This is a genomic window from Paraglaciecola arctica BSs20135, assembly GCF_000314995.1.
Lineage (GTDB): Bacteria > Pseudomonadota > Gammaproteobacteria > Enterobacterales > Alteromonadaceae > Paraglaciecola > Paraglaciecola arctica.
Window position 1 is genome coordinate 63,793 of the sequence record NZ_BAEO01000018.1, and the last position, 19,679, is coordinate 83,471.

Consider the following 19,679-nt stretch of genomic DNA (forward strand, 5'->3'; position numbering starts at 1 on the left):
TTCTAATGCAACTAATTATCAGCACCATAATAATATCCATAGACTCCTGAGCCATTATTAGAGCTTTTGTGAGCCTTGTTAATGACGAAGCCTTTTGCCATATCGGGATTAAGCTGCTCTACTAACTGGGATATACGGTTTAAATTTGTTTTCCCTTCCTGGACAACAATCACTGCTTGTCCTGCTAAATTTGCCAATATTGCGGTTTCGTTGATGCCCAATAAAGGCGGGGTATCAAAAATAACGATACGATCAGGATATCGGTTGGCAAACTCACTGACTGTTTCCAGCATTTTTTCGCTGCCTAACAGCTCGGATGATAAATGATGAGATTTACCTGCTGGAATAATACGCAAGGTTTCCAAACTGGTGTGATAAATAACTTCACTTAAATCTTCTACGTCGCCCAGCAAATATTCCATAAGGCCGTTTTCGAAAGGCTGATTGATAATTTTCATTATACTAGGGCGCAATACATCAGCATCAACGAGAAGTACGGTTTTATCTTGTTCTAAAGCAATGCTCAAGGCCAAATTTATCGCTGTAAAGGTTTTACCTTCGTTTGGATTTGCGCTGGAAACCATAATAATATTGCTATTATTGAGTGACTTTGAAAGCGGGCCAAAAGCGTTATTTAAAACTTTACGTTTAATTGCTCTAAATTCTTCGTTAATAACTTGCCTGTCTCTATTAACAAATCCATTTTGTAGCTCAGTAAGATCGATAGCCTTTCTTATTTCTGCAGGCTGAGTGGGTTCGACAGGCTTCTGTTGCGCAACAGAAAGCGACTCATCATCCAAGGTCTTAATGACGGGTTTTGAGCTTTGTAGCGCCGCCTGCTGGTTTTTTTTATCTTGTTCAAGAGCCTTATTTTTTTGAAGGGCTTTTTCTATAGAATTCAAAATAAATTCCCTAATAAATAGAATGGTAGACGTCCGTAAACAATGTCTGTCCATACTAATGAAATATAGATAGCAACAACGCACAAACTTGAAATTGTAAAAACCAGCATTCTATTGCGTTCTGTTTTTCGAAATGTTGCGGCGTGTATATCTGATACGCTGCCGAAAACCGGTATTCCAAAAGTGTTTTTTAATTGGTTAGCACTAAAAACAACGGGTTTAATCTGGCTGATTAGAAATGCGATGGCCAAACCTAATCCAAAGCCAAAAACCAGAATCATAGTGTAAAAAATCACTCGTTGCGGGCCTGATGGTTTACTAGGTAATGTGGGAGGATCTATTACTCTAAATTGCACATCGTCTGATGTCGCTTCCGCTTTACGAGACAATTCAGCTTGTTCTTTGCGGCTTAGTAACTCCAAATATTTTCTATTGGTAATCTCGTAGTCGCGGTTTAACCCCTGTGCCTCTGCTTCAATCTGAGGCACTAAATCGATTATTTTTTCAAGCTCCGCTACTTTAGCCCGATATTTTTCTGCTCTTACAGATAAAGATGCAATTTGGTTTTCGTATTGTGAAACCGCCAATTTCATTTCTTGGTAGACAGGATTTTGGTTAATGTTGCCAAATTGACTATATGAGCCTGTTGTTTCCGCTACTTTTGACATAGCTTCAATTTGCTTATTTCGTTCTTCTTTTAAGTTGTCTAACAAGCTGTTGGTTTTTCTCACATCAGGATGATTTTCTGTGTATTTAATTAACAATTCATCCAAATTACTTTCCAAAGTTGCAATTCTGCTATCAAATTTAGTTGTGATATTTGATTGGTTATCAATGCCATCTCCTGGTGTCGCCAAACCAAAAACCGGTTCTTCACCACTAAGTTGCGCTTTAGCCGCACTTAGTTGCGACTCAAGTTCCAGTAATTTTAGTTCTGTTACTTGCAACTCTGAAATTTGCATTTGATATTGACTATAGTAGTCAGTAGTCGAGCCTGGCGCCCGGTCCATGCGACTAATTTTAAAATTGGCTAAACGTTGCTCTGCTTCAATTAGGCGTTGCTCATATTCATCTATTTGCGTTTGAATAAACTCTTCTGCAGTATCACTGCTTTGCCTGTTTGATCCAAGGGCAGTTTCAACAAATTCATTTAGGGTAATTTGGACTATTTTTTGTGACAATACTGGGGAATGGGAAGGATAACTAATGGTATAAATATTCTGCTCACGGGTAGTACTGAGCTTGATATCATTTTGCAGATCATCAATTAACGTATCCATATCTTTTTGCGTCTTAGCAGTGATATCAAGATCTGCCTCGCGGGCAATTTTTTCTAGGTTGGGTCTACTTAATAATGTCCGGGCGACTAAATTAATTTGATCACCGGGGTTGTTGTAGACGGCAATCCCTCTTAAAAGAGGCCTAAGCAGGCTATTGGTATCCACAAACACCCTTGCCGATGATTCATACTCATTGGGCATGGTAGCGACATAAAACCAACCTATGGGACAAATTAACCATGATGTTATGATGATGTAACGTTTTTTTATCCAAACGCCCTTCACATAATCTAAAATCTGATCTAGCGTTTCCTGAATTCCTAACATATATACTTCTACTTAGATTATTACGAATAATTGACAAAGCGGAGTTTAAAACCAAGCCTCTGGGATGATCAATATATCGCCGGGCAATATATCTACATTGGCAGAAATATCTCCTTCTTTAATCAATCTATCAATATGTACTGTGTATTCTTTTTGCTCACCGTTTACGACGCGAATTAATTTAGAACCATCACCGTTAGCAAATTCGGTTATTCCACCCACTGCAACCATCAAATCAAGCAGTGACATATCTTCCTGGTAACTGATCGCTTGCGGAGAAGCCGCCTCGCCGATAACCCTGACTTGTTCACTATAAGGGCCGGAAAAACGTCCAACACTTACAGTTACAATGGGATCTCGAATATACTTAGAGAGCTCTTTTTCGACATCTCTGGCTAGAGCTGTCGGAGTTTTACCAGAAACTTGTAAATCCTCTACTAAAGAAGTGGTAATCATGCCATCAGGACGAACAGTGAAACTACCTGACACTTCAGGATTACGCCAAACGAAGATATTAACGTTATCACCCGGCCCAATTAAGTATTTATAATCGTCTATTGAGGTGGTGAGTGAAGGGCGAGTAGTTGCTCCAGGGAGAAGCGAAGAATTTGTACTGCAACCTGCCATTACAATAAGCCCGAAAGATAACAAAAATAATTGCGTCCATCTCACTATTTTCATATACGTAATTTCCTAAACCAAATAGTTACAAATATAACAAACTTGTCATTTACCACAGCGTCATAATCACTATAATGCTGCTTCAGAAAAGTTAGTCTATCTCAAATAGTTAATTTAGCATATGATAATTTATAGTAAAAAATGCAAGAGGAGTTGTTAATGGCGTTGACCAATAATAAGCAAAGAAAAAGGTCGAATGTCCTAGTGTTGGTGGAAGCATTCATAATTGGTTATGTCGCCTATATCGCTAATGTTGTTGTTGCCAGTACTACTGGTACCCCTCAGTCTAATAGCTTAACCCTTATTTCAAGTGTCTGCATTTTAACCTTTTTAGTGCTTATTTTTTCACTATCGGTTGGCTTATATGAGGCCAAGTTAAGGGAGACTTTTAGAGGCATTATTAGACGTATTTTTGTTAGTGTGGCTTTAAGTTATTTTGTTGTTGAGCTACTTGTTAGCATCTTCTTGACCGAGGCATTACCTCATCCTTACTATCTGCCAGTTGCTGCGGGGGCGATTATATTGTCGCTTGTTATATTCCGTTATTTCATTAGCAAGTTAGGTTTATTAGGATTAGGTGGTACCAGGACAATTGTTATAGGTGCTGGTGAGCGTGCTGCCATCATAGAAAAACGCATGCGCCGTGATGTCGATAGGTTAGGGTTTGAGTTGTTAGGTTTTATACCTATTCCCGGTGATAACCGAGAAGAGGGAATACAAAACGAAAAACTACTTCACGTTAAAATCGATGAGAATTTTAGAAATTTTATTACCGACAATGATATCGACGAAGTAGTTATTGCATGTGATCAACGACGCGGAACCCTACCGGTTGAAATTCTTTTTGACTGTCGTATACGTGGTGTCGAAGTGACCGACTTGCTTGATTTTATGGAGCGAGAAACCGGTCAAATTGTGGTTAATTTGATGTACCCAAGTTGGGTGATTTATTCTAACGGCTTTAATTCTCAAAATTATTTGCGAGAAGCATTAGACTATGTTTTTAACGGTTTAATGGCCTCTATGGTATTGTTGTTTACTTGGCCATTTATGTTGTTGACTGCCTTGGTAATCTATTTGGATGATGGCATGAAAACAGGCACTTCTGTGCTTTATAAACAGGAGCGAGTTGGATTAAACGGCAAGTTATTCAATATCCTTAAGTTCAGAAGTATGCGTCCTGATGCTGAAAGTGATGGGGCGAAATGGGCAACTAAAAATGATACTAGGGTGACGAGAATTGGGCAGTTTATCCGTAAATATCGAATAGACGAACTGCCGCAACTGCTTAATGTTTACCGTGGCGAGATGTCTTTTATTGGGCCTCGACCTGAACGACCTCAGTTTGTTGAACAACTTATTCGTGACATTCCGTATTATAACCAAAGACATAATGTCAAACCGGGGATAGCCGGCTGGGCTCAACTCAATTACCCTTATGGTGCTAGTGTTGAGGATTCCATGGAAAAACTAAAATTTGATCTTTATTACGTTAAACATCAGAGTTTTATGCTGGATATGTTGATCCTGATCCGAACGGTCGAAGTGGTTTTATTCGGTAAGGGACGTTAAATTTAGAAAAGGACCTTAAAAATTGAAAACTGATGTGCTTAATGCAATGACAGTAGATGTAGAAGATTTTTTTCATGTATCGGCTTTTGAATCGGTTATTTCTCCTTCTCAATGGAAGGACTACCAACCTCGCGTAGATACTAATACTCGCAGGTTGCTCGATTTGTTTGCCAAAAAAGAGGTGAAATCGACCTTCTTTGTATTAGGTTGGGTCGCTGAACGTTATCCGGAGCTGATAAAAGAGATACATCGCCAAGGTCATGAAGTTGCAAGTCATGGTTATGCCCATAGGCGAGCTTCACAACAAAGTCGTGAAGAGTTGCTACAGGATGTAAAACGCTCTAAAGATCATTTGGAAGACTTGTTGGGTGAGCAAATCATGGGCTATCGCGCCCCAAGCTTTTCCATAGGTTATACCAATGAATGGGCTTTTGAAGTCTTAGCTGAGCTTGGTTTTAAATATAGCTCTAGTACTTACCCGGTGAAACACGATTTGTACGGCACCCCAGATTGGCCGAGGTTTGCTTACAACAGACCAGAAAATATTATCGAAATTCCTATTCCAACATTAAGACTGATGGGCAAACAAATACCTATTGGGGGGGGAGGTTATTTTCGCCTTTATCCTTATAAAGTAACCGAAAAGTTAGTCCGTAAATATTTACGGCAAGAAAAACAGCCTTACTCATTTTATTTTCACCCATGGGAGATCGACGCTGATCAACCTAGACTCAACAATGCACCATTAAAATCACGTTTTCGTCACTATGTTAATTTGCATCGTACGGAAGCTAAACTGGAACGTTTACTGAGCGACTTTAACTGGTCCACCATGAAGGATGTATACGGAGTAAGCAAGTGACAGGCGCTTATACGTTCGAGATCCTTGGTTCAAGGGCTGAAGATTTAGCAAGATGGGATGCGTTTGTCGACCAGTGTGAACGTGGCAGTTTTTTCCATTTGTCTGGGTGGAAGCAAATTGTTGAGCAAGTTTTTAAACACAAAAGCCATTTTATGTATGCAGAGCAAGATGGCGCGATAGTGGGGGTACTGCCCCTAGTAGAGCAGAAAAGCTTTCTTTTTGGGCATACCTTAGTTTCAACCCCATTCTGCGTCTATGGAGGCGTGGCCTCAGATTCTGACGATGTTATGGTATTCCTTGAAGACAAAGCTATAGAATTAGCTCAGCATTTGTCGGTAGATTACCTCGAACTACGTTATCCTTTTGCACGCAATAATGCTGCATACACCGAAAAATGTGCCCATTCAGCATTTGGCTGCGTTATACCAGAAGACGATGAAGCGATTCTGGCAGCAGTTAAAAAGAAGCAAAGGGCAAATATAAGACATTCCCTCAAAAATAACCTAACACATCGAGTTGATAAAGATACTGCCACCGCCTATCAGGTTTATTCAGAGAGTGTTCGTAATCTCGGTACACCAGTGTTTTCTGCTAGTTATTTTGGTGCTCTGCAACAAATATTCGGTGAAAGATGTGACGTGTTAACGGTCGAACATCAAGGCCGTGCGGTCTCTTCCGTATTGAGTTTTTACTATAAGGGGCAAGTATTGCCCTATTATGGTGGGGGACTAGATGAGGCTAGAGCCTTAAAAAGTAATGATTACATGTACTATCAACTGATGTGTTCGGCTAAGTCATCAAGACAAACCAATTATTTTGATTTTGGGCGCAGTAAAGATGATTCTGGCGCCTTCAAATATAAGAGAACTTGGGGGATGGAGCCTCAGCCTTTGCATTATATGTTTTATTTGGTTAAGGCTACTGAGCTACCCAATTTGAGCCCCAACAATCCAAAGTATAAGTTTTTTATCAATATGTGGAAAAAGCTCCCTGTTGCAGTTAGCCGCTTCATAGGTCCATTTTTGTCAAAGTATCTTGGATAACATCAGATGAAAAAGGAACCCTTGTTATTTCTTTGTCATCGCATCCCATTTCCACCTAATAAGGGCGATAAGATACGCTCCTTTAATATGCTTAAGGCGCTAAGTCAGTCTTTTGATATTTATCTGGCTTGTTTTGTAGATGATCCCTTTGACTGGCAATATGCCGATAAATTGGATAATTACTGTCAGCAGAAGTTGTTGATAAAACAGAATAAAACAGTTTCAAAAATTAAAGGTTTACAAGCTTTTATAAGCGGTGAGGCTATCTCGGTTCCATACTATTACAGCCGCAGAATGGCTAAATGGACCAATGACATAATTGCCGCTCATAAGATAAAGCAGGTGTTTGTTTATTCATCATCAATGGCACAATACGTTGCAGGTGAGAACTACTCTGAGCTCAACCGGATTATTGATTTTGTGGATGTGGATTCAGATAAATGGAATCAATATTCAGAGGGAAAGACTGGCCTTGCTCGCTGGGTGTATAAAAGAGAGTGGCGCAAATTACAGTCTTTAGAGAACAAAATTGCTGAAGAATTTCAGCATAGTTTGTTTGTCTCTCCTCAAGAAGCTAATTTGTTTAAGCAGCAAGTTTCTGAGTCTGTCAGGCTTAAAGTCAGCGGCATGTTAAATGGGGTAGATACAGCGTTTTTTGACCCTCAGAACCCTGATATCCAGTCTGCAGAGGAAAATATTGATGTGGTATTTACTGGTGCCATGGATTATTGGGCGAATATTGATGCAGTTATTTGGTTTAGTGAAAAAGTTTGGCCCCTCGTCAAGGCTAGTTACCCAAAGGCAAGTTTTTTTGTGGTAGGCGGGAATCCTAGCTCTCAGATTAAAGCATTAGATGGTCAACTAGGGATTAAGGTAACGGGTAGAGTGCAAGATGTAAGACCTTATATCAAAAGTGCGAAAGTTGTTGTAGCACCTTTGCAAATTGCCCGAGGCCTACAAAATAAAGTACTTGAAGCTATGTCCATGGCAAAACCTGTAGTGGCAACTAGTATGGCCATTGAAGGTATCGAAGCTCGAAATGAAGAGATTAAAATTTGTGATAATGCGCAAGATTTTAGTCAACAAGTTATAGATTATTTAAATCATTCCACTTGTGCTGACAATAGTCGCACCTGGATATTGGAAAATTTGCAGTGGCAATCGAGTTTATCTCGGCTGCCAAGTTTATTTAAGGATGATGAATTAGATGTTAACTAACAATATATTTAGGCTGTTATGTTTAAGTTTAGTGGTTTGGGGGGCGGCGTTTTATTCGAGTATTGAATCGACGGTGGCAATCTGGAATCGCTCAGAAACCTTTGCGCACTGTTTTATCATCTTACCTATTTGCATCTATCTGATTCGAGAAAATTGGTCGAAATTACGATCCGCCAAAATTGAGCCGAATTTGATGGTGCTTCCCGCTGTAGTGGCAGTATTAATATTATGGTTATTTGGCAATCTGGCTCAGTTGTTGGTTATAGAACAAGGCGCAGCCTTTTTGATGTTGCCAATGATTATCTGGACTTTAATGGGTAATCAAGTTAGTAAGATACTGATATTCACGATGTTTTTCTGGATGTTTAGCGTGCCAGTAGGTGAATTTCTAATACCTCAATTACAAGACCTTACTGCAGACATTACTGTTTGGTCATTACAGATGACGGGGGTACCGGTTTATCGTGAAGGGCTATATTTAGCCGTCCCCAACGGTTTATTTGAAGTGGCTGTGGCCTGTTCAGGGATTAGGTACTTGATAGCCTCCTTCACTCTTGGCTCTTTGTTTGCCTACCTGAATTATCAAAGTAATAAAAAACGTCTGATTTTCATCCTGTTTTCCTTAGCGTTGCCGCTTCTGGCCAACGGTATTCGTGCTTATGGCATAGTGATGATTGCGTATTTATCCGACATGAAGTATGCCACTGGTGTCGATCATCTTGTTTACGGATGGTTGTTTTTTGGCTTGGTTATCTTTGTTATGTTTGCTGTAGGTAGTATCTGGAGTGATCCAGTGGTTAAAATGGAAAAGGAAGACAATGAATTACCTACTTCAACCATCCCAAAAGTAAAATTTCTTAGCGTTTTGATTGCTTTAGTTTTATTGGTGGGCTCAACCTTTGTTTATAAAAACCTAGTTAACAATCCCAACAGTGATTTTGTGGTCGACGTAGATTCATTGTTTATCGATAGCCAGGATATGAATGACGAATCCTGGTTGCCAATTTTTGAAAATGCCAATGCAGAGATGAAAGGTCACAGTGAAGGGCTCGATTATTTTGTTGCTTACTACAAAGTTAATGTTCAGGGGCAGGAATTAATTAACAGTAACAACAAGATGTTTAATGTTAAGAAATGGTCCATAGAGGAAAAACAGGATTATGCTCAGTTTAAAACGCTGACTATTATTAACATTCAAGGGCGAAAACGTTTATTAGCATATACTTATGTCACTCCATGGCTTACCAGTGCCAGTTCAATAAAAATCAAATTATCCCAAGCATTCGAAGCATTGTCTGGTCGACCACAATTGGGTATGTTAGTGATGCTTTCTGTACCAGTAAAACAAGAACAACAAGACACTCAAAAGTTACTTGATGCCGCAACGAGCAAGTTGAATGATGGCCTGCAGGACTTTCTTGATGAGTCAAAATAGCTTGCACATTGCTCATGTAGTTCACCGATTTGATACCGGTGGACTAGAAAATGGCGTGGTGAATCTGATTAATAGTCTGGGAAGCGAAGAATATACTCATAGTATCGTGACCTTGAAAGGGCATAGTACTGATTTCGCTGCACGTATAAAAACTGCAAATGTTAAGTTTTATGATCTGGCCAAGAAAGACGGGAATGACCTTAGTATTTTTTGGCGTATGAATCAGTTACTTAAACAGCTTAAGCCGGATATTTTGCACACCCGTAATACGGCTACACTAGAGTTGCAATTAGTTGGTTGGTGGCGACGAGTAAAATTACGCATACATGGAGAGCATGGCTGGGATGTCAATGATATGCATGGACAAAACCTTACCTACCGAAAGCTTCGTAAGCTACTAAAGCCTTTTATTCACCAGTATATTGCCTTGTCTAAAGAGGCAAGAGATTATTTGCTTGATATCATAAAGGTTAAGCCTGAGAGGCTAAATCATATATGCAATGGGGTCGATAAATCTAAGTTCTCGCCAAAGAAAGATATAACTAGAACATCCCCTTTTGTTATAGGTTGCGTAGGTAGATTAGAAGACGTCAAAAATCATGTGTTATTGGCTGAAGCATTTGTTATCGCATCAAAGCAAACTCAAGGTAAGGTAGATATTCAATTGCAGCTTATTGGTGAGGGGAGTTGTCGTGATAAAGTCGAATCTATTTTGACAGCAAATGATTGCATTAAAGCAAGTTGGTTGGCTGGAAACCGAAACGATGTAGCCGCGTTAATGACAGAATTTGATATATTTGTGCTTCCGTCACTAGCTGAAGGTATTTCTAATACAATTTTGGAAGCCATGGCCTGTGGATTGCCAGTTATAGCGACAAATGTCGGTGGCAATGCAGAATTAGTGCAACATGATCATTCCGGATATGTGGTTAATGTATCTGATCCTCAGGAAATGGCCGAGAGGATCCTTGATTACGTTGGCCAGCCTGAGCTAAAAATGCAGCATGGTCAAAATGGCAGGGCGTTAGTAGAGCAAAAATTCAGTATTCAGGTGATGACAAGTGCATACAACAACCTATATCGAACTGGAAAACCAGCGATATTGGATCCAGGCTCAAATACATTGCCGTGATCAATAATCCTCAGCGGCTTTGCGCCTCCGAGTGAGAAAAAAAGATTGAAGACATTTATTAGATTTTCGACATACCTGATAATGCAGGTGTCCAGAATACGTATATTTAAATAAGGAATAATTACGATGTGTGGAATTGCCGGGATTTTTCATCTGACTGAAAGTGGTCAAATGGATCGTGACATAATCGCCAAAATGAATGATCGGCAACAACATCGTGGGCCTGATGCGGGCGATTACTTCTTCGATCCTGGTGTTGCGCTGGCACACCGCAGATTGTCAATTATCGATTTGGAAGGCAGTCCACAACCCATGCTCAGTGCAGATGAAAAAGCCTGCATTGTTTTTAATGGTGAAATTTATAACTATAAAGAACTGCGCGAAGAATTATCTACCAAAGGATATAAATTTAATACTGATGGAGATACTGAAACGATCCTTAATGCCTGGCTAGAATGGGGTGAAGAATGTGTACACAAACTACGTGGTATGTTTGCTTTTGCCATATGGGATAGACAAAACCAGTGTATGTTTATCGCCCGGGACCGTTTGGGCATTAAACCCTTTTTCTATTCATTGTTGCCCAATGGCGAGTTTATTTTCGGCTCAGAACTAAAAGTTCTAAAACAGCATCCATTATTCGATAAAACGTTACGTAATACCACCATCGAAGATTACTTTACCTTTGGTTATATTCCAGAACCGAACACCGTGTATCAGCACAGTTTTAAACTGGCTCCCGGCCATTGCATGTTGTTGAAAAAAGGTGATAAACAACTACCCACACCACGAGAATATTGGGATATACCTACTCGATTCGATAAAGAACTTTCAGCCGAAGAAGTCAATGAGCAGTTAGTAGAACGTCTTAAAGAGGCTGTCGATATCCGTATGGTTGCCGATGTGCCTCTTGGCGCGTTTTTATCGGGGGGAGTTGATTCAAGTGCCATAGTTGCACTTATGGCGCAACTTCAAACTGACCCAGTTAATACCTGTGCCATTGGGTTTGATGTAAAGGCCTTCGATGAAACTGAATACGCTCAGCAAGTCGCAGACCAGTATAAAACTAATCATCGTTTTGAAACCGTTGACCAAGAAGATTTTGATCTCATCGATAAACTAGCGGATTTATATGATGAGCCTTATGCTGACAGTTCAGCTATGCCAACATACCGTGTTTGTGAACTTGCCAGAAAACATGTGACTGTAGCGCTTTCTGGTGATGGTGGTGATGAGTTATTTGCAGGTTATCGCCGATATAATCTGCATATGCACGAAGAAAAAATTCGCAATATGTTACCGCTCAATTTTCGCAAGGCAGTGTTCACGCCTTTAGGAAAATATTTTCCTAAACTTGATTGGGCGCCGAAGTTTTTACGTGCAAAAACCACGTTCCAGTCAATGGCATTAGATACTGTTGAAGGCTATTACAATTCGATGTCATTGTTACGGGAAGACGAGCGCAGAAAGCTTTTCTCTGATGAATACAATGAGAGTTTGCAAGGATACACTTCGCTAGAAGTATTTCGAAAGTATGGCGATAAGGTACAGCATCTAGATCCACTCAAAATCACCCAATATATCGATATGAAAACCTATTTGGTAGGGGATATTCTGACTAAAGTAGATAGAGCATCCATGGCTCATTCATTAGAGGTTAGGGTGCCATTGCTAGACCATAAGTTTGTGGAATGGGCGTTTAATACACCGTCGTCGAGCAACTTAAAAAATGGTGTTGGCAAACAAGCATTTAAAAAATCGTTAGAGCCTCACCTTTCACACGACATTCTATATCGCAAGAAGATGGGATTTGCTGTGCCCTTAGTTGATTGGTTCAGAGGACCGTTGAAACAACGTTTATACGACGGACTTTTATCTGAACAGATGGCAAATTCAGGCTACTTCAACATGACACGAATTAAACGCCTGGTAGATGATCATGTAAATGGTATGAGAGACAACAGTGCATCATTATGGGCATTAATGATGTTTGAATCTTTTATGCGTCAGCAATTGGATTGATTGTGATGAAAATACTCCACGTACTAGATCATTCGATCCCCTTACACAGCGGTTACACTTTTCGGACCCGTTCAATTCTAAAGCACCAACATCAATTAGGTTGGCAAACCTGTCATGTGACTAGCCCCAAACAAGGTCATTTTGATAGCGATATTGAAGTGGTTGATGACTTGGCTTTTTATCGTACTAAGGTACCAAAAGGCCTATTAACTAAAGTACCTGGGGTCAACCAACTTGCTTTGGTTAACCCGTTACGGGATAGAATACTTGAAGCAATAGAAATCGAAAAACCCGATGTGATCCATGCGCATTCACCTGCATTAAACGGTTTAGCGGCACTTAAAGCGGCGAAAATAGCCGGTTTACCAGTAGTCTATGAAATTAGGGCTTTTTGGGAAGATGCCGCAGTCGATCATGGCACTTGTAAAGAAGGTGATTTACGTTATCGATTAACCCGTAAAATGGAAAATCTTGTGGTGAATCGGGTAGATGCAGTTACCACAATCTGTGAAGGGCTGCGTAATGATTTAGTTAGCCGCGGAGTGCCAGAAGAAAAAATTACTGTTATCCCCAACGCCGTAAACATCGAACAGTTTAATTTGATCACTGAAAAAAATAGTGAGCTTGCTAAACAGTTAGGACTAGAAGATAAAGTTGTACTGGGATTTCTTGGCTCCTTTTATGGTTATGAGGGACTCGAGTTATTAGTTGCAGCAATGCCAGGCATTTTGAAGCAGATCCCCAACGCCATGTTATTGCTAGTTGGTGGTGGCCCACAAGAACAAAACTTAAAAACGCAAATCCATAGCTTAGGATTACAAGATAAAGTAATCATGCCAGGACGTGTACCCCATGCAGATGTAACCCGCTATTACAGCTTGGTCGACTTATTGGTTTATCCACGTAAACCCATGCGATTAACAGAGTTGGTTACGCCACTTAAACCTTTAGAAGCAATGGCACAAGGTAAGCTGGTACTCGCATCGGATGTAGGTGGACATAAAGAATTAATTGAAGATGGTAATAATGGCTGGTTATTTAAAAGTGGCAGTGTGACCGAGTTAATCAACAAAACCGTACAGGTGTTGGACCAACAGGCTGATTGGGAAAAGACTATCGCTAATGGCAGAAAGTATGTCGAAGATGAACGTAACTGGGGAAATTCTGTAGCGAATTATCAGCAGGTTTATCCTAAACTGGTAGCCCAAAATAAATGAACCGTTTTTTTCATCCATTAAGTATTAATAATGATATTGAAACGATCCATTGTTGGGTAGCAGAACGGTTGTTGAAATAATGAAAATATTGGTATTAACCACTCTTTATCCCAATAGCCAACAACCTAGACACGGTATTTTTATCGAAAACCGTGTTTTGAATTTTAAGGCGATGTTTCCCGATACTGAAATCAGAGTGATGGCTGCTATCCCTTGGTTTCCAGTGGCATCAGGAATATTTGGTGAATATGCAAAGTATGCGCAAATACCCAGCACTGAAGTGCGTCATAATTTAACTATCTACCATCCTCGTTATCCAGTGATACCCAAAATTGGCATGAATTTAGCGCCAATGCTAATGGCGATGGCGTTATTACCCAAATTGAAACAATTACTGCAAGATGGGTTCGATTTTGACATTATTGATTGCCATTATTTTTTCCCCGATGGTGTTGCAGCAACTTGGTTAGCGAGAAAATTAGGCAAGCCCGTCACTATTACGGCCAGAGGCAGTGATATACATTTGATCCCACAGTACAGATTACCCAAAAGGATGATTAACTGGGCTCTGAGAAACTGCACTCAAGCTATCGCTGTTTGTAAAGCTCTGGCAGATGAGATGCAGCTTTTGGAACCAAACTGCCAAGGTGTTAAAGTCGCTAGAAACGGAGTGGATTTAGTTAAATTTTCCCCCGAAGAAAATAGAGATAAATTGCGCAGACTGCTGAATATTAGCGGTTTTAACTTATTGTCTGTGGGCAACTTAATAGAACTAAAAGGCCATCACCTAATAATCGAAGCGTTAACGAGTTTACCTGATATTCATTTGTGTATTGCCGGTAATGGTCCACTGGAAGACAGCTTAAAAAAACAGGTTAAAGAACTTAACTTAGAAAATAGAGTGACCTTTTTAGGTTTATTAAACCAACAAGAATTACGAGATTATTATGCCGCATCGGATGCATTAATACTGGCTTCCAGTCGGGAAGGCTGGGCAAATGTGTTACTTGAATCTATGGCCTGTGGTACTCCTGTTATCGCAACCGCTATATGGGGAACTCCTGAAGTGGTTGCCAGTGATGATGCCGGTTTACTAATACCTGAACGAAGCGTTGAACACATTATATTAACCATACAACAATTAGTTGATAATCCACCTGATCGTTCGGCGGTAAGAGCATATGCTGAAAAATTTTCGTGGCAACAAACCAGCCAACTTTTATTTGAAATTTATACTCAAGCAATAAGCGTCCCAAATCAGGAATCAATTTCCAAGGTAAAGACATTATGATTGATAGTTTATATCTCGCATTAGATATACTTTGTGTTTGTTATTTATTTAATTATGCTTCGAAGAAGGAAGATAATTAATGCGTGATCTTGCGTTAACATTTCTTCTTATTGCAATAATTTACTATTCGTTCAAACGACCTTATATAGGTGTTTGTGCGTGGATCTGGATAGCATTGACTGCGCCAGCAGATTGGGCTTTTGGTTTTTCAACCAACTTTCGTCTAAATCTTACAGTCGTTATTATCACGTTTCTGTCTTATTTATTTGTAAGCAAAAATAAAAAATTTAAGTTAAGTGGTATTGGAGTATTAGTTTTATTGTTTGGTTTTTGGACACTGGTATCGTCTTTGGCCAGTATTACTTCTTTTCCGGAGGAAGTATGGTTTCGCTTTAGTGAATTTTTAAAAGTTCTGATGCTATTTTTCTTTGCTATTTTAATTTTTAAAAAGCGTTTACATATAGATACGTTTGTTTGGGCTATTGTATTGTCAATTTCAAGCTATGCGGCCATGGAAGCCACAAAGTTTATCCTGTCTGGTGGCAGCCACCGTATTGTGGGCGTTGCAGGGCAGATTCAAGATCGTAATGATCTTGCGGTTGCAATAAACATGTGTATTCCATTAGTTATTTATTTAATCCAGACTTGCGAACATAAAATCCTAAAAAATGGCTTGTGGGTATTATTGGGGTTGAACATAATGGCTGTTGTTGGGACATATTCCCGTGGTGGTTTTATCGGTCTTATTATTCTGGCAATTGCTTTTTGGTGGAAATCAAAACATAAGTTAATGCTCAGCCTTGCTGCCGTATGTATTATTCCTATTATGTATATGAATGCACCACAGGAATGGAAAGAAAGACAGTCAACAGTTGAGACTGCAGCAATCGAAGATGGATCCTTTATCGGCAGGTTATGGGCCTGGAAAATTTCCACGCTAATTGCGTTAGATAACCCTATGACAGGTGGAGGATTTCGAGCCGTTACCGATCCTTTTATATGGGATTATTATAGATCGCTGACCCCCGACTTCTCCTTTTTAAAAACGCCACCTATTTCAATAGAGGTAGCTCCCAAAGCTGCACACAATATATATATGCAGGTATTAGGAGATCATGGCTTTGTCGGTCTTGCATTATTCTTAGCTATCTTGTTAAAAACATTGAGTCTCAACAATCGAAATAGAAAGTTAGCGAAAGAATATGGAAATTTATGGTGCGAACATTTAAGTAATGCCCTCAGCCTATCCTTAATAGGCTTTTGCATCACTGGTGCAAATGTTAGTCGAGCCTATTTTGACTTGTTGTACGCGGTAGTCGCAATAGTTGTGGTTATAAGCACCAACCATTTAGCAAAAAAATATAATATTAAAACCGTAAAAAATACTGCGGCAATAAAAAGTGTTGAAACATAACAAATATTACATAGTTGATTTAACTTTATGCCTGATAAGAGTATTGCCAAGCAAATAGCTACTGGCACAATTTGGTCTGTCTTAATGCGCATGACCATTCGCATGCTAGGCATTATCAGTGTGCTGATTCTGGCACGAATCCTAGTTCCTGCGGATTACGGTATTGTTGCAAAAGCCATTTTATTGTCTGGTTTTTTGGAATTGGTCACTCAATTTGGTTTTAATGCAGCGTTAATACAAAACCAAAATGCAACCAAAGATGACTACGATACTGTTTGGACCTTAAGCATTATTCGCGCTACGGCCTTGTCCATTGTAATGCTCATCAGCGCCCCATGGCTAGCAGACTATTTTAATGAAGTTGCCATTGTTCCACTAATTTATGCTTACTCTATTTCAACCTTCATCCAAGGCTTTACAAATGTTGGCGTAATTGATTTTCAAAGAGATATGAATTTTAACTTTGATTTTAAATTCAATGTATTCCAAAAAATCAGCTCCTTCTCGGTCACTATTGCGGTAGCCTTAACATGGCAAAGTTATTGGGCTTTTCCATTAGGTGTCCTTGCTGGTAGCGTCGCCGCACTTTTCGCCAGCTTTTTAATGTCTGCATACCGTCCCAGATTTTGTTTAACGACTTGGCGTAGTATTTTAAACTTTTCAAAATGGATGTTTCTTTACGAGACTATGGGTGCTATTTCTTTAAAGTTAGACACATTTTTACTTAGTAAGTTTGCAAGTGCAGAAGAACTAGGTGTCTATACTATTTCTTATGAGGTATCCGGAATGCCATCCACAGAAATTGCGATGCCAGTAGCCCGTTCAGCGCTACCAGGCTTGTCCAAGTTAAATCATAATTTAAGCAAAATGAAAGAGACTTATATTGATATCTTGGCAACAACTTTAATGGTCGCTATTCCCGCGGCGGTGGGGCTAAGTGTTCTGGCTGAAGATATTGTTAAAGTGGTTTTAGGTAATAATTGGATAAGTGCCATCGCCATTATTGAAGTTTTAGCTTTGTTTGGTGTTACGCGGGTCATCAGTGCTTGTTCTGTGTCTGCTCTAATCGCGGCAGGTAAAGTAAATATTCTAGGTAGATTCTCATTTTTTATGATGCTTATGAGGTTAGCCATTTTGCCCGTCTCGGTAATTTATTATGGCATTATGGGGCTAACCTATAGTGTCCTTATTACCGGACTGATAGGTATGATTCTAATGTTATGGACACAGCAATTCATTGGTTTATTGTCTATTAAAGCTTTATTATTGCAAATATGGCGCATTATCATTGCCGCTAGCGTTATGCACATTTCACTAAATTTCCTTGTTCCATTAATACACAGCTTTGAATGGCCACTGCTCATTGTTTTATTGTTAGAGGTAGTAATCGGTGTTTTAGTATTTTCTATCGTATCTATCGTACTTTATAATCTGTCAAACTCAAAAGTTGGGCCTGAGCAAAGAGTTTTAAATATTATATATTCAAAGATTAGTAGAAAGAGTTTGTAATTATATACTGACAGTTAAACGGATATCGATCCCCCTAAAATTAATGGAGAACCAATTTGACCGTATTTGCAGGAGTAATAAGCCTTTCAAATGAGCCTCCATCTTCGCAATTGTTAACGGATGTTAGGAAGCAATTTGCAGTGCTCTGCAATCAAAAGGCAACGTTCGAACAACAAAAATCGAACACATTAATACTTCAATGTGATGTTCAGGCATATGACAATGTTACAACTCTGCAAAGCGAGTTACACACCACAGTTATCGCTGGCGAACCATTGTTACGGAATAGTTATCGCACAAGTTTGCATGACGACGTCACGCAATTACATCAGGCGGGGGCTGATAACAACCTATCCAAAATATTAAAAACGGCTAGGGGGGTATTTTCTGGTATTCACGTTGATGAAGCTGCGAATCGAATTCAATTGTTCTCCGATAAGTTAGGTATTAGACCTGTTTTTTACTATCAAAAAGATAATATTATTGTTTTTTCATCGTTGTTTTCACTATTTAAATATTTACCGCAGCTGGATTTGAAAACTGACTTCACAGGATTATGTGAATATTTGGCTTTTAATTATTGCTTGTCTGATCGAACCCAGTATCAATTTATAAAACGTATTGACGTAGGCCAAATTCTCAACATAGAAAAAGGAACGGTTAAAATCAGTCAATATTGGAATTGGGCAGATATTCAAGCTAAGAGCGAAGCCATAGCAATCGATATTGAGCAGTTGTATAAGAGCTTCGAAGATGCCATTAAACTTAGGTTAAATGACAGTAACGAAGCCATTGCATTTTTAAGCGGTGGATTGGATTCACGTGTGATAGCCGCAAGTTTAAAACAGCATGTAAAGACCTTGCACACTTTTAATTTTTCTACTCACCAATCACAAGATCGTGAATATGCTCGGGTTTTTGCCAAAAGTGCACAAATTGATCACCACGAAAAGGTATTTGAGTCTTTGTCCTTTCCAAATTGGACTCAATTAATTGCTGATGCAACCGATGAATGTGCTGCTACCGGAAAAATAAAAAGTAATCAAAGGTTAGTATGGTCTGGTGACGGTGGTAGCGTGGCACTTGGCTATGTTTATATCGAAGACGTTATGTTGGATGCATTAGATAAAGACAATAATAAATACGCTATCGATTTGTTTATGGCATTGGCACAGACATTTGTTCCTAAATCTTTCTTTAAATCAAAATACGTGCAGTTATCTAAGGGGGTAATTGAGGCTTCGATTCTAGATGAGTTACCAGAACTGCACTTTGGTAAAACTAGGTCAATGTACTATTTTTTGATGAATAATGACCAAAAACGTCATTTAAGCCTGCATTTTGAAACAATATGCCAACACAAAACCGAATTGCATTTACCTTTTTTTGATAGTGATTTTTTGCAGAATATTTACGGCTTCCCTGCTAAAGAGATGATGTATCACAAGTTGTATATGCAGTGGTTTGAATACTTTCCAAAATGCGCTAGGCAAACCCCTTGGCAAACCTACCCTAAACATGTTCCCTGTCCAATAAAAAACACTTCATCGTTATCCTATCAATGGGATAAAAGCACAACGAATCATCAAAATAGAAAACAAGATTTTTCGGAATATTTAGCTTTGCGGAAAAATAGATATATACAAGAATTCTTCAACTCTCAAAAGTTGATGATTGCGATGGTCTTGCATAGAATCGGAGTTAAAGATTATTCATACTTAATCGATAAACTCAAAAGGTTAAAGGTGTTAGTACATAATTAGTATTCTAATTT

15 protein-coding genes are annotated in these 19,679 nt (G+C 39.2%); 12 read left to right on the forward strand and 3 right to left on the reverse strand.

What is annotated here, in order from left to right; translation table 11 throughout:
• Positions 1-11: 11 nt before the first annotated feature.
• The 3 genes from GARC_RS07475 to GARC_RS07485 are packed head-to-tail and all read right to left on the reverse strand — an operon-like array spanning position 12 to position 3,190.
• Entirely contained in the window at positions 12-902 is an 891-nt protein-coding gene (locus GARC_RS07475; protein ID WP_007618459.1) for an XrtA-associated tyrosine autokinase, read from the reverse strand.
• Complete coding sequence (locus GARC_RS07480; RefSeq protein WP_007618460.1) at positions 899-2,509, reverse strand: XrtA system polysaccharide chain length determinant; 1,611 nt, start codon at positions 2,507-2,509, stop codon at positions 899-901. The genes GARC_RS07475 and GARC_RS07480 overlap by 4 nt, the downstream gene beginning before the upstream one ends.
• 45 nt (positions 2,510-2,554) lie before the next feature.
• Positions 2,555-3,190 carry an XrtA/PEP-CTERM system exopolysaccharide export protein gene (locus tag GARC_RS07485; protein WP_007618463.1) on the reverse strand — a complete coding sequence of 212 codons (636 nt, stop codon included), beginning with the start codon at positions 3,188-3,190 and terminating at the stop codon, positions 2,555-2,557.
• A gap of 159 nt (positions 3,191-3,349) precedes the next feature.
• Between GARC_RS07485 and GARC_RS07490 the strand changes: the two genes are divergently transcribed.
• The 12 genes from GARC_RS07490 (at position 3,350) to GARC_RS07545 (ending at position 19,668) form a co-directional block, all read left to right on the forward strand.
• The gene (locus tag GARC_RS07490) at positions 3,350-4,762 is read left to right on the forward strand and encodes a TIGR03013 family XrtA/PEP-CTERM system glycosyltransferase (protein ID WP_007618465.1); all 1,413 of its coding nucleotides are present in this window, start codon (positions 3,350-3,352) and stop codon (positions 4,760-4,762) included.
• A 22-nt stretch (positions 4,763-4,784) separates the two neighbouring features.
• Positions 4,785-5,624, forward strand: a complete 840-nt coding sequence (locus GARC_RS07495) for an XrtA system polysaccharide deacetylase (protein ID WP_007618467.1) — start codon at positions 4,785-4,787, stop codon at positions 5,622-5,624.
• A complete protein-coding gene (locus tag GARC_RS07500; RefSeq protein WP_007618469.1) occupies positions 5,621-6,667 on the forward strand; it encodes a FemAB family XrtA/PEP-CTERM system-associated protein in 1,047 nt (348 codons plus the stop codon). The genes GARC_RS07495 and GARC_RS07500 overlap by 4 nt, the downstream gene beginning before the upstream one ends.
• Before the next feature lie 6 nt (positions 6,668-6,673).
• Positions 6,674-7,885: a TIGR03087 family PEP-CTERM/XrtA system glycosyltransferase gene (locus tag GARC_RS07505; RefSeq protein WP_039989055.1), complete on the forward strand. Its 1,212-nt coding sequence runs from the start codon at positions 6,674-6,676 to the stop codon at positions 7,883-7,885.
• Positions 7,875-9,320, forward strand: coding sequence for an exosortase A (xrtA, locus tag GARC_RS25880; RefSeq protein ID WP_081587520.1), 1,446 nt, complete (start codon positions 7,875-7,877; stop codon positions 9,318-9,320). The genes GARC_RS07505 and xrtA overlap by 11 nt, the downstream gene beginning before the upstream one ends.
• Positions 9,307-10,452: a TIGR03088 family PEP-CTERM/XrtA system glycosyltransferase gene (locus GARC_RS07515; RefSeq protein ID WP_007618473.1), complete on the forward strand. Its 1,146-nt coding sequence runs from the start codon at positions 9,307-9,309 to the stop codon at positions 10,450-10,452. The genes xrtA and GARC_RS07515 overlap by 14 nt, the downstream gene beginning before the upstream one ends.
• 126 nt (positions 10,453-10,578) lie before the next feature.
• Complete coding sequence (locus GARC_RS07520) at positions 10,579-12,474, forward strand: XrtA/PEP-CTERM system amidotransferase (RefSeq protein ID WP_007618474.1); 1,896 nt, start codon at positions 10,579-10,581, stop codon at positions 12,472-12,474.
• Between the two features lie 5 nt (positions 12,475-12,479).
• Positions 12,480-13,691 carry a TIGR04063 family PEP-CTERM/XrtA system glycosyltransferase gene (locus GARC_RS07525; RefSeq protein WP_007618476.1) on the forward strand — a complete coding sequence of 404 codons (1,212 nt, stop codon included), beginning with the start codon at positions 12,480-12,482 and terminating at the stop codon, positions 13,689-13,691.
• 79 nt (positions 13,692-13,770) lie between these two features.
• The gene (locus tag GARC_RS07530) at positions 13,771-14,982 is read left to right on the forward strand and encodes a glycosyltransferase family 4 protein (protein WP_007618477.1); all 1,212 of its coding nucleotides are present in this window, start codon (positions 13,771-13,773) and stop codon (positions 14,980-14,982) included.
• Positions 14,983-15,061: 79 nt separating this feature from the next.
• Positions 15,062-16,396 (forward strand): putative O-glycosylation ligase, exosortase A system-associated, encoded by a 1,335-nt coding sequence (locus GARC_RS07535; RefSeq protein WP_007618478.1) that lies wholly within the window; start codon positions 15,062-15,064, stop codon positions 16,394-16,396.
• A 27-nt stretch (positions 16,397-16,423) separates the two neighbouring features.
• Positions 16,424-17,905, forward strand: coding sequence for a lipopolysaccharide biosynthesis protein (locus GARC_RS07540; protein ID WP_007618479.1), 1,482 nt, complete (start codon positions 16,424-16,426; stop codon positions 17,903-17,905).
• Between the two features lie 56 nt (positions 17,906-17,961).
• Positions 17,962-19,668 (forward strand): asparagine synthase-related protein, encoded by a 1,707-nt coding sequence (locus GARC_RS07545; RefSeq protein ID WP_039989057.1) that lies wholly within the window; start codon positions 17,962-17,964, stop codon positions 19,666-19,668.
• The last annotated feature ends 11 nt before the right edge of the window (positions 19,669-19,679 follow it).